Genomic DNA, 14948 nt, shown 5'->3' on the forward strand with positions numbered 1-14948 from the left:
AAAAATATTTATGTCTAGTTTTTTCTGAAAGAAAATTAAATCATGAGCAACTTACTTACATAACAGGCTTTTCATCCATGATGACAACTGAATCCTTAGTGGTGGGCAATAAACAACGGTTTATCCAAACCATTCATGAGCACATCTGCGAGGCTATGTTTAAACCACCTTGAAAATTTGCTCCTTCTGTAGGCACCCAATACGATCAACTCATTCTTTCCAGATTCAATTAAATAAGTCAGTATTTTTTCTTCCGCATTTCCATGGAGAATGTTATAATTTGAATTTGGGAAATATCTGTTTATTAAATCGGTGAGTAATATGGTGCCAGGCAGGTTTCCATTTTCCATTTTTCCTTCATTAACAGTTACAATTTCAACGGGAAGCTCTTGCCAACCAGAAAAATGATAACTAAACATTTTTATTGCATAGATGGAGGACGGTGTTCCATCATATAACAATACGATTTTATCAGGTGCTTTAAAATCATCAGGCACTACAACTACAGGACATTGAGCATCTGCTAATATTTCTCTCACGAAACCGGTGGGTGCCTGATCATCATGCCGTGTAAATTTCTCACGTTCGTTAATGATGATAAGATCTGCAAACATACTTTCATAGTGCAGGTCATCTAATGCAAAACTGTTATCCCTGTGAATGACACATTCGATTTGGGCTCCCTCACATAATTGTTGAAATTGGTACACAGACTCATCCCTTTTCAATTGATCTTTTTCATTCAACTCTTTCATTTCTGCTTCAGGGTTTGATGATCTTCTTAACACTTTAGCGAGGTTGTAATTGTGATAAAAGAAGGCATCAAGAAATACACCCGTTAAGCGGCTGTCAGACTTTTTTGCTAATAACGCGGCATATTCAAATGTACTTTTACATAAATTGTAGCCGTCAAAAACTGCCAGAAAATTTTTCATAAGCGTATAGTTTGATTTTAATGGTGATGAAGCTATTCGTGTTTGCCCATGATAATTTCATTGGTCAATATTTATTAAAAATAAATTCTTTTCTCAGTTCGTCTTACTGCTTTACAGTATCTAAATATTTTGGAGGGAAAACCAATAACGGGATCTTTGTATGCCTCGAAAGTTTCTGTGTATGGCTTCCTTTATTTTATGCTGTACATTACTTTGCGGATCGACTTCTTTATTTGTGATATGAACAATTGTGATTTCGGGATTTAATGGTAAAGCTATATTAATCATAAACTGTAGTGCCAACAGGTCTTCGGTGTTTAGATCTGTTGCAAATGCAATTCTTCGAATATTTTTAAAACCTGCCTTAAAAGGGATCAGTAACAGTGGTACATTTGCCTTCTCAATCATTTCTTTGCAATTGCTTCCCAGAACGAACTGAGTGAGGGCGCTGGCGCCGGTCATTCCCATTACAACAAGGTCAATTTTTTCCTTTTCAACAAGTGAGGAAACCACATCAGATACATTTCCTACGCCACTTTCATAAGCTAAATCCGGACAATATTCATCATCACTAATTGAACACGATGGGTCAGATAACAATTTAACCCATGAATCCAGCTCACTTGTTGCGTTTTCTTTTAATTCTGTGTAACCGATTAATGGCCAGGCAACCTGTGCTGCTGTGGGGGCATCAGTGGGGACTTTAAAAGCATTACACAGTAATATATCTGCTTTTATTTTTTTTGCTAGCGCTATGGCATAGTGCGCGGCATTTTCGGCTGGTACGGAGAAATCGGTCGGTATTAGAATCTTTTTCATAAATACTTAATGATTAGAAGGTTTTTCCGTCCCATAAAAAGCTAATAGCAGTGCCTTATCCTGTTGATAGATGTCATCATATTCAACAATACCTTCGTCGCTCATCTCGCAAGTGAGATAAGTAATTTTTAAGGGAACAGGCTTTCTTAAATTAAAATTCTTAGGCCGATATTTAGCCATTGCCTGATGTAATTCCTTATTTCTTTGCTGTTGTCCATCTAAAGTAAGCAACAAGCCACCAAGCTTTTCTGCATGCTGAATTCTGATGCAGCCATGACTTAAAGCCCGCAAATTTCGAGCAAAAAACTGCTGCTCCGGTGTATCGTGTAAATAAACACCAAAAGCATTCTGAAACCTGAAAACAACAAGGCCCAGCGCATTTTCACAACCCCTTGATTGACGTAAAAAATATTTATCTGGATTTCTTTGGACCATCATTAAACTGTCTTTAACCGCAGTAACATAATTACCCTTGCGGTCGTAAATCGCAAAGTGATTGTTTTCGAGATAAGCTGGGTTTTTTAATGCCTTTGGTAAGATCTCCTTAATAAAAATGCTTTTGGGCACTTTCCAATCCGGGGCAGTAGAAAAATTGGTTATTGAGCTTTGTAACACAGGCGTTGGACTTGCAGGTTTACCTACTATCACTTTAAACAGATAGGTGGTATCAGGGACATGTAATTTCAAGGTGTAGGAAGGGATATTAATCTGGATAAACGTGTCTTCATTTATAGTTGCCCATCGCAGGCGTTCCATATTAATAGCCAACTTTCTGACTACCCCTTCGGGGATTTCATAGCAATCATCTAAATACTGTCCTTTCAGTAGCTTCATGTAATCTTGCATGCGCACATATTCTTTCACTTTAGGCTGTACATTGAGTACCGCCCTCATAAAATCCTGTTCCTTTAAGGCATTTGTTAAAATATCTTCGGCAGAAAACCCCATTGTTTTTCCCTTATCCACAATGGCATTGGTATAAACCGGATTGAGTTTCCCAAAATGCAAATGATTCATGAAAGTGATCATTGCATCGCTCAACAGCATATCAAACCATGCTTTTTGAATGGGATCAACTTTGGATGGGCTGTCAAGAATGTCGTGCATGGTGCTGTATAGCAGTTTTTCAGGGTGATAATCGGCGTGAATTAGCCCAAATTGTAACACGCAATCCAGCATGAGTAAAGCCTCCCAGGTTTTTCTGATATCTTTTTCAGGTGTAATCCAGACGGGTTGATATTGAGATCTGCTATAAAATCGTCCTACAGATTCTGGATAATGAAATGTCTGCGCTTCTGCTTTTGTTGTCAGCACTTTCCTTATTGCAGCTGTTACAGAAGTATCATTGGCTGGGCGGGAAATAGCTTTAAGTGAATTTAAAGCCGAAGCATCCGTTGGAAGGATTAAAAACAGTAATGACACAAGCAACACCAATGCAGCATATATTTGCCTTTTGGCGGTCCAATAGCTGTTTGTCAGTGGTTCCATGACTGTGTTTTTGTTTAACCAATATGCTAATTTACAGCCGATTGAATAATGATAAGTATCATTTTTAGTGATGATGCTCGGCACAGTAATGGGTACTAATCTCTTTCAAAAAGCCACCTGAACGGCTTTATTTTTTTTTCTGCTTTAAGCCCGTATTGTTTGATGCTTTTTTCCCTGATCAGTATAATGGCCTCTTCAATACTGTCCGTAACTAGAAATAACCGGGAATCTTCCGGTGTAACGGTATCATTTTTTTGCATTAGTACAATATGTTCCAGCAGTTCACTATGATAAGCCTTGCCGAAAACAATAACCGGAAAATTATTGATCTTACGGTTTTGTATCAATGTAAGTGCTTCAAAAAACTCATCTAATGTGCCATATCCTCCCGGCATGACAACGAAAGCAAAAGAATATTTAACCAATAAAACCTTACGGACAAAGAAGTGATGGATGTATACCCATTTGTCGAGGTAGGAGTTTATGTGCTGTTCTACAGGGAGTTGTATGTTACAGCCAACAGAACGGCCATTAACATCTTTCGCGCCTCTGTTAGCAGCCTCCATTAAGCCGGGTCCTCCGCCCGTCAAAATCGTAAACCCTAATTTTGCGAATTCAGCAGCTGCCTTCCGGGTTAAATCGTAGTAAGGGTGATCCTCCTTAAAACGAGCTGAACCAAAAACTGTGATACATGGCCCCAGGAAGTGTAATTTTCTAAAACCACGTATGAATTCCCTCATCGTTTTTAAAGTGAATACAAAGTCTTTCCATCTTGATTGAGGACCCTCTAAGAAAACGATTTCCGACTTATTCATCATTGATAATTTTGGAAAACAAAAGCAGAATGCATAAATTAAACAGGCAAATGGAAATCTCTAATCCTACTCCAAATTTCAATAAATTCTTATAACAATCGGTGATTACAATCACTCACGCAGATGACAATACCGCGATAATGGCAATGCCTTATTTAAATTTTATGACCTCTGCAAACCGTAATTGCATGTGTGTGTGACTGGTAATCAGCAAAATAAAAATTAACGCCTAATTTTTAATGAAAACCTTAACGAATAATTCGGCTTTGAATTTTGAGATATCAAAAAAAACCCCTAATATTGCGCTCCTTAGATCATAAATCTAAGACCGGGCCTATAGCTCAGTTGGTTAGAGTAGAAGACTCATAATCTTTTGGTCGCTGGTTCGAGCCCAGCTGGGCCCACAAAATCAAAAACCGCCTCAAAAGTAATTTTAAGGCGGTTTTATTCGTTTTTTGGAGCCGATTTCTGTCGGCGAAACTCCCAATTGCAGTCGTCATTTGGGCAGGATTTACATAATTTTTTGTTAAACTTAACGCGAAACCGTTACAAATACGTTACGGAGATTTTGCGTGCTAATTGAAAAAATTATGGCAACTGTTAGCGCCAAGGTGTTCGAGCACCACAAAAAAGCAGATGGCACCTACAACGTAAAAATCTGTGTCCATCACAAAAACCAAAGAAAGTATATTGACACCAGTCACTATGTCGTCAAGAAGCAATTGACTCCAAAACTAAAGATTAAGGACAGATTTATCACCGATCTGATTGATGAACAGTTAAGGGATTACCGGAAAATGATTGGTGAGCTTGGTGAAAAGCTGCATTTCTTTTCCACCGATGCGCTGAGAGATTATCTTCGGGACAAAGACAGCGAAATTGACTTTATCGATTTTTGCCAGGACTACATTAACCAGCTGAGAAAAGAAAACCGTAACGGAACTGCTGACAATCACCGTACCGTACTCAATAGCCTTAAGGACTATTTTAAGAGGAATGCTGTCTCCATAAATGAGATCAACTCTAATATGCTGACCAGTTATGAGCGCTTTTTAAGGACAGAGCGGGTTATGGTTAGGTTGAACCAGAACGAAAAGGAAGTAAGAACTGTAAAAAAAGGATTATCTGATAGTGGGCTTCACAATCACATGCGTGATCTTCGCACCATGTTCAATGCTGCCTGTAATCAGTACAACAATGAAGATCTGGGTATTTATAAGATTAAGCACTATCCTTTTAAGAAATACAAGGTCGGGTCACCTCCGATAACCAAAAAGAGAAATAACACCATTGAGCAAGTCCGTATTATCAGAGATTGCGAAACCAAACCTGGTAGCCGGGCTGAACTGGCCAAAGAGCTCTATATGCTTTCGTTTTATCTATGTGGTATGAATGCTGTAGATCTGTACCATCTGACCCGTAAAGATATCAGAAACGGACGGGTTGACTATAACCGGTCGAAGACAGAAGGCCGAAGAAAGGACAATGCCTTTATCAGTATCAAGATTATCGAAGAAGCGAAACCATTGCTGGATAAATACATCGAAAAGTTGACTGTTCGCTATTTTCATTATGATGGCCTGGATACAGCATTGAGCGAAGGTATGAAGCAACTGCGAAAACTGACCGGCATTCCCGGCATCACCCTCTATTGGGCTCGACATACATTCGCAACCATTGCCCGTAACGCGTGCCGCATATCAAAGGACGATGTTGCATTGGCTTTAAATCATGTAGATGATGAACACCGCACAACCGATATCTATATTGAGAAAGATTGGGGAATTGTTGACGAAGTGCAAATTAAAGTTGTCACTTTATTAAGAAAGCTAGATACGAAGATTGCTAAACAAAAGAGAGAAGCAGCAATAAAGGACGCTGCATAACAAGGTGTTTTCTGCCTGGTTTTATCAACTAAAATCAGGCAGGTTCATTAATTTAGTAGAAATTATTTAATTTTGAATACCATGAAAAATTTAATATTATTTTTCCTGACTTGCATTATCGGCACCGGAGCCTTCATGGCTGGAACAACTATGGAAAACCCCTTACCAGCCTTTGCAGTCGCATTCGGTGTATGGATGTTGTTTATTTACAGAATCGGTAAACGATGATGACTAGATTCGGCTGCAAGTAGCGACCTAATGATTGCTTGTTGCAGTTTTGTGTAATTAAACTTGTGGTTATGTTGCCTTAATATTAAGTTAATGTGTAAGGGCTATTTTTATTTTGTTGGACATAGCATAGATCAGAAGCTCATCAGGCTAACTTGTGTAATCCGGAAGCTTTTGCTATAAATCCAAACCTAGTTTAAAACTAACTTAAAAAATGCGATATGATAAAAGCCAGTAAGGATGATAAGAAACTAATAGTTGAATTGTTAAGTGGGTCTTTTGAAGATAATCAAAGTGTAAACTACATAATCCGGCAGGACACTAAAAAGCCGGAGCGGCTACGTGCTTTAATGGAATATTCTATAGAAATCTGTTCCCTGTTCGGCGAGGTCTGGCTGTCCGATGATAAAGAAGCTTGCGCGCTAATACTTTACCCACATGAAAAGAAAATAACCTTCAGGTCTATATACCTGGACTTGAAACTGATCTTCGGGGCCGTCGGTCTTGGTGGAATAGGCAAGACAATGAAGCGTGAAGCGTTGATTAAGGAAAAGCAGCCCAAAGAAAAAATGGCTTACCTCTGGTTTATAGGGGTCAACCCTATGTATCAGCATACAGGGATTGGTAGCAGTTTGCTGACGGAAGTGATCGCAGATTCGGAAGCTAAAGGCTTACCCGTATTTCTGGAAACATCCACCCTGCAAAACTTACCCTGGTACAAGCGCTTCGGTTTTCACATCTACGATGAACTTAACTTGACGTATATTTTGTATTTTCTAAAACGTGACCCTTTTAAATAGAGATTATGCTTGTGTTTGGAACGGAAATGCATGTGGTGACCTTTATTTTTTCGGTGCTGGAAATATCAATGTTTATTTTCCTGCTACCGGGTTACCTAAACAGGCCAGACAACAAACAACGCTTCTGGTACCTGATACTATTGTTTTTGCTTATACTGTACAATGTTACGGGTGGATTGTTACCTGATTCTGAGTATTCCATGCCAATCTATGTGCAGAATATTATTGCTTACGGCAGCGGTTTTTTAATGGCATCTTATTTCCCCTTCTATTTCTATAAAGCTTTTGATCTGAAATTACTTCGCTTCCATGCGTTGTACGGCGTGCCTTTGTTCCTGCTCCTTCCATACTTCCTGTTTTTTGTGATCTCATATTCTATCCATGAGGACCTGTCATTTACGGTGCGCTATGGTATCATTGTGCCATTTTTTTATTCTATCGTAGTCCTTTGGGCCATCTTACGGGGAATCCGGGAAGCCTATAAAAAGAACAGGCAGAAAAATTATTATCTTGAAGAAATCGCCGTTTACGTTGCAGTGGTTCCTTGGGCATCAATGACAGTCATAGCCTACTTTCAGTTCAGCCAGCTGACCGAGGCACTTTTTACAAATTTGGGTTTTCTCGCCGTTTCAGGGATGTTCATCTTTAAATCGATTCAGCAGGATAGAGATGCAATAAGTAAACTAAAAAACATTTCCACCATTGGGATCAGGCCGGAAATGTTCAAAGAAAATTGTGCTCGGTTTCAGTTTACCGCCAGGGAAACCGAGGTCATCAGATTATTGCATGAAGGCTATAATACAGGTGAGATCGCTTCCCGCCTGCATATCGCCGAACGGACAGTGACCACCCATATCCAAAATATGATGGCCAAAACAAATACGCATGGGCGCCTTGAGTTATTGCGGAAGTTAGAATACGGCGTTTTTAAAGTATAATAGCTTATTAAATAACCCCATCTAAGTCATTTTACTTAGTTAAATCTCCTGTTAACGTATTTCATATGCTGATCTTCCTATGGATTTTTACAGCTTAGTTCTTATAAACCAAATCATCCATGTAAAGTACTACAATATGACTAACGGACCTGTTCTATTGCTGAATTGGGTGGAGGATACCATCCATCCCAAAAAACTGACCCATTCACCGTTAACCAGCACACATGTGCTATCATTACAAGAAGATCTTGCCACCGAAGTTAAGATGTTCAGAAAAACCTTGTTCAAACAGCTGATCTTCTCAAAAAAGGAAGCATCCGCTAGTATAAAACAACTGGTTAAGATCAGCGATACGATTCACCATTATCTCTTCCGCATGGCACCGGCATGGAGTCGAAGTGTATCAGCTTCACAGATCAGGTCTCTTTATATTTATACCCTCAATTTCCTGGAAACGATGCTGGAAGATTTGGCCAGGCTGGCACCTAAGATCTATACACAGACTCCGGTTACCCAATACAGCCTTCCTAATTTAATGATGGAACTGAAAGGAAGCTATAAAATCTTTCTGTTGCACTTGGACCAGTTGGCTGTCGATGGGGATTTAAAGATCTTGGTTCAACAGGGTGTTTGCCAGTTGATCTGTAAAAAAGAGATCAGTCCTTTGAATGCGGACTACTGTCGCCACCTGATGGCAGTGGTGAACGGCACGGTCTATGCGGATACCCGGATGTTCAAAGAACTACTTTTGATGTGCGGTTTCAACCTCCCCGAATTTTACCTGTATTGCATTAGTGATTTTAAAAATTCGCTGGAGAATATCTCCGGACTGCATGAACAGTTGGGAATGCTGATGACCGAACAGGACAAGTTAAACAGCTTGCCGGTGAACAAAAAGGTAAAGATGCTGCCGGGCGTTGTACCTATTGATGAACAGCTCCAGGGTTTCTTGTCGGAAAAGAAAAAGTATATCAAACAAATGCTCAAACTTCGCCGCGTTATTCTGCAAGATGACCAGCTAACAAAATCAATGATGCGTCTAAGGATCAATATGCCGGTTGCACAGTTTGGCCTGTTGATCCGTTTACATATTGAAAAAGGCTTGCTGCTAAAGGAAAACATCGGGGAAGTGTTCAACTTTTTCGCAGCCCACTTTTACACACCACAAACAATGTTTATTTCTTCTGAAAGTCTGCGGAAAAAATCGACCGACGTAGAATTTAGCACCGCTCAGAAACTAAAGGCGCACCTGATTGCCATGCTGAATTGGCTGAACGAAAACTACAACCTGTCCAATTATAAAGGCTCATAGCTGTCGCTTTTGAAATTCGCTGAGCAATCCGTGTTCTTTCAGTAGGGCCAGAAGATCGGCATACCAGGTATAGCTAAAATCCTTTTTTTTGCTCAATGTTTCTATTCGGGACTCAAGGACATCGCCCAACGTTACCAGGCCCAAAAGTCGGGACTGTTCAACGAAAAGCTCGTTCAACGTCAGCTCGGCCAGCGATATATTTAATGATTCCATTAATCAGGATTTCTTTTGAAATTAGAAAATAAATATTGAATACCCTGTAAATTTAGGTAATCAATCTTGAAATATGAAGTATACTTCATAACATCCCAGTTATTTCTATTGCAATTTCGCTGGGTGAAGAATGTACGCAATGAACATATTATCAAAGCACTTGGCCAACGCGTACGAAGTCTCCGCACCGATAAAAAACTCTCTATGGAAAAACTGGCTGAACTATCCGGTATAGATTACCGCCAGTTGTCTTATGTTGAACTTGGACAAACCGACCCCAGCCTGAGTACGCTACATGCATTATGCGGTGGCCTTGGTATCTCGCTGACCGAACTTATGGATACCGACAGCCTTAAATAGCTATTTATTTCTTAAGATAAGAAACCACTTTATTCCTATAATAATACCACTTTTTGACAGGGGGTGACCATATTTGGTCACCCCCTGTCCCTGTTTTGGCCTGTCCTTATTTTTTTGCTTTGTCCCGGAAATGATAGTTAAACCAACATTTTAAGGAAAGCAAATGAAGCTGAAAGATCTGGTCCACCTGTTAAAAAATGCTGCTGAGCAAGGCAGCGCTAATGCCCTTGAAGAAAGCAGGCAGTTACAGGATCAGATCACCAAAGCGCAAGCCTACCGCCTGTATGGCCGGGGCAACGTGGACCGCTGGATCAGCGAAGGCTTAATCAGCCCTACCACACGCAAAGGCAAAATTTCCCGAAAATATTTGGACCGGACAAAACTGGAAGCTGTTGCAGCATCCAGCAACCGGATTACCTACCTGCCTGCGGCAGAAAGGTAAAATATATCGTTTCCATCAGGTCTTTGACGTATGGGGATGAGGCATTATCCTGTGAGGAGCAGGAAATTTTGCGAAGGTGAGGTTAGTATCGCGCCAGGTTCAGGCTGCTTATGCAGTCCTGTTCCGGTAAGATCGAGTACCAACAACTGAAAGCGCATTGGCAGGCGAAAGCCCGTATCGTAGGATACGACGCAGGTAGTCCCGAAATAATAAACCGGCAAAAGCGGATTGCACCGGGTTCGTTACCCGTTGCCGGTTCTGAAAACTACACTTGTTTTTCTACCCCTTAGCATTTTTACCATGAACATATTATTGACCAGCCACCAGCTCGGCCTGCTCTTAAGGGATGCCGCAGAAATGGGGGCGAAGTTAGCCCTTGCAAAGACCGGTAAGATCAGGCCGTACCTGAACAAGTCGGAAGCGTTCCGCCTTTACGGCCGGAAAAATATCGAAGACTGGATTGAATGGGGCTTGATTACATCCCGCAAGGACGGCGACCACTCGGCTACCTGGCGAATTGATCGCATAGAGGCCGAAGCCATTCAAAAATCCCTGGACGCTATCCTCCATTTCTAAAATTACTGCTAATAAATACGACTATGATAACAACATTCTTAAATGCCGTTTCCATTAAGGAACAGGTGCCATTAAGCACTCTCTTGTCGCGGCTGGGCTACCAGCCTGCCAAAAGCTCAGGCGATGAACAGTTATACCTCAACGTATTAAGGGATGCCGAAACCAGGCCAACCTTTGCCATCAATACCCAGCTGGATATGTGGTTTGACCGCTTTACAAAAAAAAGCGGTGACATCATTGATTTTGGAATGGCGTACTGGCCTGACCTCACTTCAGATCAGGTGCTGGAAAAGATCACCCAGCTTTGTACCAGCTCACAGGAAATTTCTGTCAGGAGTACCGATCACCGGGCGGGGAGAAAAAGAAGGGCGATCAAAATTCCCTATTATCATATCGCAGAAACCCGGCCGCTGGGCTGCAACCCTGAGATCACAACTTACCTGCAATCTCAGGGCCTCTGGGAGATTTCGGTCGGGCAGCTTAAAGAGGTCTATTATTATGTTGTCGATGAAAAGCACAGGCGTAAGGATTTTTTTGCTGCTGGTTGGCAAAATGAGAATGGCGGCTGGGAAGTCAAAGGCCGGAACTTTTCAGGATGCCTGGGCCGGAAAGGGATGTCCTTTATACCCGGTGATGAAAAGAAACTGGTCTTGTTTGAGGAATATATCGCTTACCTCAGCTGGAAATATGAACATCGGGCTTCAAATGCCAGCATCCTGGTCATGAACTCCCCCGAATTTTTGCCGGCAGCCAAAAGCAGGGCCACAAAATTCCGTGATGTGGCTGTTTTCTTAAGTAAAGACCTGGATGGACAGCTTCTGACCGCCGTAGAAAGAATCAATTCTTAACAAATTTTCATTTTGCTATGTCAGAATATGTAGATGTATCCAGCCTTGAAGATATTTCCATTGTGGACTTCCTGGCCCGCCTTGGCCACCATCCGGTCAGAAAGACCGGAAAAGAGCATTTTTACCATAGTATGCTGCGTGAAACTAAAAAGGAAACCCCATCATTTACGGTATGGGATACCGGTGGAAGGTGGCTGGACCGTGGTGGTGCCGGTGAAACCAATATTAAAGGAGGTGGTATTGTTCAGCTTGGAATGGCTTATTGGCCGCGCCTGTCATTTATAGAGGTGCTGCACAAAATCAAGGAGGTGAACAACCTGGATACCGCGCTGATCCCTGAATACGTGCCGCCGAAAAAGTATCCTGCTGAACGGGAGGAATCGGGCTTTAAATTTGAACTCGTGAAGACCCGGCCGCTGGGCTCTAACTTCATACTGACCCAGTACCTGGAATCCAGGGGCATTCTGGATATGGCAAAAGGCCACCTTAGCGAAATTTATTACCGCCACCGGAATAAACCGGACGACCAGCGTAATTTTTATGCTATAGGCTGGCAGAACGAGCACCAGAACTGGGAATTTTCCAATGCCAAAGGGTTTAAAAGCAGTACCGGTGCAAAAGGGATTTCCGTTATTTCCGGACACCCCGATCATACCGTCCTGTTCGAGGGCTACATGGATTATTTGAGCTGGCTGAAAGAAAATCGCCCTTCAGTATTACCGACTGCTATCGTGTTAAATTCCATTGTCTTTTTAGATCAGGCTATTGATCGGATCAGGAACGTACCTCGGGTTGATGTTTATTTCGATCATGATGATCCCGGCCGCAGAGCTACTCGGCAAGTATTGAAAGAAGTTCCTCAAGCAGTTGATCGTTCTTATGAGTATCTGGGCTATAAAGATTATAACGACAAATTAATGCAGGAAATGAGCCAGCAGAAACTCGCCGTATCTGATCCGTCACAGGAAACGCAAAATTATCATGCCGGCCCAAAACGATAGCTTCCACATCCTGCAGTTCAGTTATTCATCTATATAGCTATAAACTATCAGCTTAACGGATAGCTGTTTAATCAACTAAGTATTTATGCTTATATATAATGATATGGATATTCATTTATATTTACTGGCAACATACAATATATATCTGTTTATTCCTCTATATGGATAGCTGTATGCATAGCTAAACTACTATCCCTTTATAAATATGTCTGTTTATTTACTTATCTGTATATACGGTTAGTTATATAATCAGCTAATCGAATTTACGGATAGCTGTTTAAGCAGGCATATAGCTATCCTGATATTTACCTACGAGGATATTCATTAGGTGTCTAACTCAAATATAATAACACAGTGTAATACCTATAATATAGCTATCGCTGCGAAATTCAGGGCATTTATCCCATTTTTTACCCAAACGGCATAAGCACCTTTTTTGTTTTGTATTCTGCAAGTTGTGTTTTTGTCCGTACAGCCCGCCTCCGGCTGGTCTGACCGACAAAAACAGACTTGCCTCAGACATGCCTAACCCCGCTGGGGAAAGGCAAGACTGAGGAAGAAAAAAGGTCGCAACTCCCTTTTTTTCGGTAACGCGGTCAAACCACCGCCTTATAAAGCAGACCCGAAATTTTCCGGATTACGGCGATGCCATTGTTTTACAAGTCGCTCCTGGAAGTCTATCTTTCAACTGGTACCCTTAAATTCATCTGCTTATGCCAAACAGCCATCCTTCCAAAAACCGGTTTTCCGCCCCGAAAATACGCCGCTTTGAATTAAGGCTTAGTGAGCCAGAGTTGCAGCAGTTCCAGGAACTGGAAAAGTTCCTGGGTATCAGCCGGGCCGATATTGTGCGTATTCGGGTATTGAAAAACTCAGCTAAAATGCTGGTGAACGCTAAAGAGCTGATGAAACAGCTGGACGGTATCGGTGCTGAACTCGGCAGGTCTGGCAACAATATCAATCAGCTGGCAAAGCATGCCAACATACTCTACAAACAGGGCTTGCGGAACCAAAGTGTGGCCACTGAATTTAACAGCTTGCTGGGCCGGTATATTTCCGTGCAGCAGGAACTGGAAAAAATCATCCGGCAGATCATCCGCTTAATGAAGGGCTAGCCATGATTGTAAAGATATTGCCAAAGTCCGCCACATTTAAAGGTGTTCAATATAATACCAATAAAATAGAAAACGATAAAGGCGAGCTAATGAAGGTCGAGAATTTCGGCGTTTTGCAGGCCCTGGAACATTTGAAACCAAAGGATTACATCAATTACCTGGAAGCCCGTTCAGCGACAAGTGCCCGGACCAAATATCCGCAGTTCCATGCCGTGATCTCCTGTAAAGGAAAATCACACAGCAAAGAGCAGCTCACCGAAATAGCTGCCCAATGGCTTAAAGGTATGGGTTACGGAGAGCAGCCTTACTTAATGGTATTCCATAAGGACACAGGCAATAACCATATTCATATCGTATCGACCCGCGTGGATGAAAATGGTCAAAAGATCAATGACAGCTATGAAAAGATACGTGCCTACCAGGTATTGAATCAGGTTATGGGCATAGACGAAAAAAAGCAGGTCATCAAAGACCTGGATAAGGCGCTTAGCTATAATTTTTCAACCCGTGCCCAGTTTATGATGATCCTGGAATCACAGGGCTATACTCTGAAACTTACGGATGGGCAATACCAGGTTTTCAGGTACGGCAAGCAGCAAGGCAGCGTTGATACGGCCGAAGTTGACTCCCGAATCACCTTTTATAAGAAAGATATTGACCGTCTGGCACAGCTCCGTGCCATTACAGAAAAATACCGGGTAAGCCATAACCCTGCCATCATCCCAATAACAGTGCCTCTGCCCGGAGGGAAGGCAGCCAAACCTACCGGTTATACTTCGGAGCTGGCCGAACTGCTGGCCTCAAAATTCGGTGTACAGGTGCTCTTTCATGGCAACGCAGGGATGCCGCCTTATGGCTATACCCTGATAGACCATGCGCAAAAGACTGTTTATAAAGGCGGTGAGCTCATGCCGATTACAGAATTTATCAAGCCACCCCTCGGCCATCTGCCTGAACTTGAACAGCCCATTGGCGACAGTCTGAGGCCAACTCCCATTATAAGCCAGGCCGTTTTAGAAGCAGAGGAACAGTGGGAAACCATATCTACCGCATGGATGCCGGAGATCAACCTGGATATCGCCGATGACATAGACGATGAGGCCATACTCGGCCGCAACCGGCAGCGCAAGCGCAAAACCAGGACCAATACCCGATAAAAATTAAAAATCTAC

At 41.9% G+C, this 14948-nt stretch carries 17 protein-coding genes and 1 tRNA gene; 13 read left to right on the forward strand and 5 right to left on the reverse strand.

Annotated elements, in window-relative coordinates; genetic code table 11:
* Positions 1 to 95: 95 nt before the first annotated feature.
* The 4 genes from WG905_RS11590 to WG905_RS11605 all read right to left on the reverse strand — a co-directional run bounded on the left by WG905_RS11590 (position 96) and on the right by WG905_RS11605 (position 4060).
* The gene (locus tag WG905_RS11590; RefSeq protein WP_339591886.1) at positions 96 to 935 is read right to left on the reverse strand and encodes a universal stress protein; all 840 of its coding nucleotides are present in this window, start codon (positions 933 to 935) and stop codon (positions 96 to 98) included.
* A 120-nt stretch (positions 936 to 1055) separates the two neighbouring features.
* On the reverse strand, positions 1056 to 1754 hold the full coding sequence (locus WG905_RS11595) for a universal stress protein (protein ID WP_339591887.1): 699 nt from the start codon (positions 1752 to 1754) through the stop codon (positions 1056 to 1058).
* Between the two features lie 6 nt (positions 1755 to 1760).
* Positions 1761 to 3242, reverse strand: a complete 1482-nt coding sequence (locus WG905_RS11600) for a L,D-transpeptidase scaffold domain-containing protein (RefSeq protein WP_339591888.1) — start codon at positions 3240 to 3242, stop codon at positions 1761 to 1763.
* A gap of 95 nt (positions 3243 to 3337) precedes the next feature.
* A complete protein-coding gene (locus WG905_RS11605) occupies positions 3338 to 4060 on the reverse strand; it encodes an LOG family protein (RefSeq protein ID WP_339591889.1) in 723 nt (240 codons plus the stop codon).
* 327 nt (positions 4061 to 4387) lie between these two features.
* Here WG905_RS11605 and WG905_RS11610 point away from each other — a divergent pair.
* The 6 genes from WG905_RS11610 (at position 4388) to WG905_RS11635 (ending at position 9221) form a co-directional block, all read left to right on the forward strand.
* Positions 4388 to 4461, forward strand: a tRNA-Ile gene (locus tag WG905_RS11610).
* 186 nt (positions 4462 to 4647) lie between these two features.
* Positions 4648 to 5943, forward strand: a complete 1296-nt coding sequence (locus tag WG905_RS11615; protein WP_339591890.1) for a tyrosine-type recombinase/integrase — start codon at positions 4648 to 4650, stop codon at positions 5941 to 5943.
* 81 nt (positions 5944 to 6024) lie between these two features.
* The gene (locus WG905_RS11620) at positions 6025 to 6171 is read left to right on the forward strand and encodes a hypothetical protein (RefSeq protein ID WP_339591891.1); all 147 of its coding nucleotides are present in this window, start codon (positions 6025 to 6027) and stop codon (positions 6169 to 6171) included.
* A 221-nt stretch (positions 6172 to 6392) separates the two neighbouring features.
* Positions 6393 to 6971 (forward strand): GNAT family N-acetyltransferase, encoded by a 579-nt coding sequence (locus WG905_RS11625; RefSeq protein ID WP_339591892.1) that lies wholly within the window; start codon positions 6393 to 6395, stop codon positions 6969 to 6971.
* 5 nt (positions 6972 to 6976) lie between these two features.
* A complete protein-coding gene (locus WG905_RS11630; RefSeq protein ID WP_339591893.1) occupies positions 6977 to 7909 on the forward strand; it encodes a helix-turn-helix transcriptional regulator in 933 nt (310 codons plus the stop codon).
* 136 nt (positions 7910 to 8045) lie between these two features.
* On the forward strand, positions 8046 to 9221 hold the full coding sequence (locus WG905_RS11635; RefSeq protein WP_339591894.1) for a hypothetical protein: 1176 nt from the start codon (positions 8046 to 8048) through the stop codon (positions 9219 to 9221).
* On the opposite strand, the gene WG905_RS11640 is transcribed toward WG905_RS11635, so the two are convergent.
* Positions 9216 to 9434, reverse strand: a complete 219-nt coding sequence (locus WG905_RS11640) for a hypothetical protein (protein ID WP_339591895.1) — start codon at positions 9432 to 9434, stop codon at positions 9216 to 9218. The two genes, WG905_RS11635 and WG905_RS11640, sit on opposite strands and share 6 nt — an antisense overlap.
* Positions 9435 to 9557: 123 nt before the next feature.
* Here WG905_RS11640 and WG905_RS11645 point away from each other — a divergent pair, with 123 nt between their 5' ends.
* The 7 genes from WG905_RS11645 to WG905_RS11675 all read left to right on the forward strand — a co-directional run bounded on the left by WG905_RS11645 (position 9558) and on the right by WG905_RS11675 (position 14933).
* Positions 9558 to 9794, forward strand: a complete 237-nt coding sequence (locus WG905_RS11645; protein WP_339592211.1) for a helix-turn-helix domain-containing protein — start codon at positions 9558 to 9560, stop codon at positions 9792 to 9794.
* A gap of 163 nt (positions 9795 to 9957) precedes the next feature.
* Complete coding sequence (locus tag WG905_RS11650; RefSeq protein ID WP_339591896.1) at positions 9958 to 10236, forward strand: hypothetical protein; 279 nt, start codon at positions 9958 to 9960, stop codon at positions 10234 to 10236.
* A 249-nt stretch (positions 10237 to 10485) separates the two neighbouring features.
* Entirely contained in the window at positions 10486 to 10812 is a 327-nt protein-coding gene (locus WG905_RS11655) for a hypothetical protein (RefSeq protein WP_339591897.1), read from the forward strand.
* A 23-nt stretch (positions 10813 to 10835) separates the two neighbouring features.
* A complete protein-coding gene (locus WG905_RS11660; RefSeq protein WP_339591898.1) occupies positions 10836 to 11660 on the forward strand; it encodes a DUF8464 domain-containing protein in 825 nt (274 codons plus the stop codon).
* Between the two features lie 17 nt (positions 11661 to 11677).
* Positions 11678 to 12661 carry a DUF8464 domain-containing protein gene (locus WG905_RS11665; protein WP_339591899.1) on the forward strand — a complete coding sequence of 328 codons (984 nt, stop codon included), beginning with the start codon at positions 11678 to 11680 and terminating at the stop codon, positions 12659 to 12661.
* A 713-nt stretch (positions 12662 to 13374) separates the two neighbouring features.
* A complete protein-coding gene (locus WG905_RS11670) occupies positions 13375 to 13776 on the forward strand; it encodes a ribbon-helix-helix domain-containing protein (RefSeq protein WP_339591900.1) in 402 nt (133 codons plus the stop codon).
* A gap of 2 nt (positions 13777 to 13778) precedes the next feature.
* Entirely contained in the window at positions 13779 to 14933 is a 1155-nt protein-coding gene (locus WG905_RS11675) for a relaxase/mobilization nuclease domain-containing protein (protein ID WP_339591901.1), read from the forward strand.
* The last annotated feature ends 15 nt before the right edge of the window (positions 14934 to 14948 follow it).

This window comes from Pedobacter immunditicola (assembly GCF_037482985.1).
Lineage (GTDB): Bacteria > Bacteroidota > Bacteroidia > Sphingobacteriales > Sphingobacteriaceae > Pedobacter > Pedobacter immunditicola.

Excerpts from the sequence above, each read along its gene's own strand:
- WG905_RS11590 (WP_339591886.1), bottom strand. The coding sequence starts at position 935 with ATGAAAAATTTTCTGGCAGTTTTTGACGGCTACAATTTATGTAAAAGT.
- WG905_RS11595 (WP_339591887.1), bottom strand. The coding sequence starts at position 1,754 with ATGAAAAAGATTCTAATACCGACCGATTTCTCCGTACCAGCCGAAAAT.
- WG905_RS11600 (WP_339591888.1), bottom strand. The coding sequence starts at position 3,242 with ATGGAACCACTGACAAACAGCTATTGGACCGCCAAAAGGCAAATATAT.
- WG905_RS11605 (WP_339591889.1), bottom strand. The coding sequence starts at position 4,060 with ATGATGAATAAGTCGGAAATCGTTTTCTTAGAGGGTCCTCAATCAAGA.
- WG905_RS11615 (WP_339591890.1), top strand. The coding sequence starts at position 4,648 with ATGGCAACTGTTAGCGCCAAGGTGTTCGAGCACCACAAAAAAGCAGAT.
- WG905_RS11620 (WP_339591891.1), top strand. The coding sequence starts at position 6,025 with ATGAAAAATTTAATATTATTTTTCCTGACTTGCATTATCGGCACCGGA.
- WG905_RS11625 (WP_339591892.1), top strand. The coding sequence starts at position 6,393 with ATGATAAAAGCCAGTAAGGATGATAAGAAACTAATAGTTGAATTGTTA.
- WG905_RS11630 (WP_339591893.1), top strand. The coding sequence starts at position 6,977 with ATGCTTGTGTTTGGAACGGAAATGCATGTGGTGACCTTTATTTTTTCG.
- WG905_RS11635 (WP_339591894.1), top strand. The coding sequence starts at position 8,046 with ATGACTAACGGACCTGTTCTATTGCTGAATTGGGTGGAGGATACCATC.
- WG905_RS11640 (WP_339591895.1), bottom strand. The coding sequence starts at position 9,434 with ATGGAATCATTAAATATATCGCTGGCCGAGCTGACGTTGAACGAGCTT.
- WG905_RS11650 (WP_339591896.1), top strand. The coding sequence starts at position 9,958 with ATGAAGCTGAAAGATCTGGTCCACCTGTTAAAAAATGCTGCTGAGCAA.
- WG905_RS11660 (WP_339591898.1), top strand. The coding sequence starts at position 10,836 with ATGATAACAACATTCTTAAATGCCGTTTCCATTAAGGAACAGGTGCCA.
- WG905_RS11665 (WP_339591899.1), top strand. The coding sequence starts at position 11,678 with ATGTCAGAATATGTAGATGTATCCAGCCTTGAAGATATTTCCATTGTG.
- WG905_RS11670 (WP_339591900.1), top strand. The coding sequence starts at position 13,375 with ATGCCAAACAGCCATCCTTCCAAAAACCGGTTTTCCGCCCCGAAAATA.
- WG905_RS11675 (WP_339591901.1), top strand. The coding sequence starts at position 13,779 with ATGATTGTAAAGATATTGCCAAAGTCCGCCACATTTAAAGGTGTTCAA.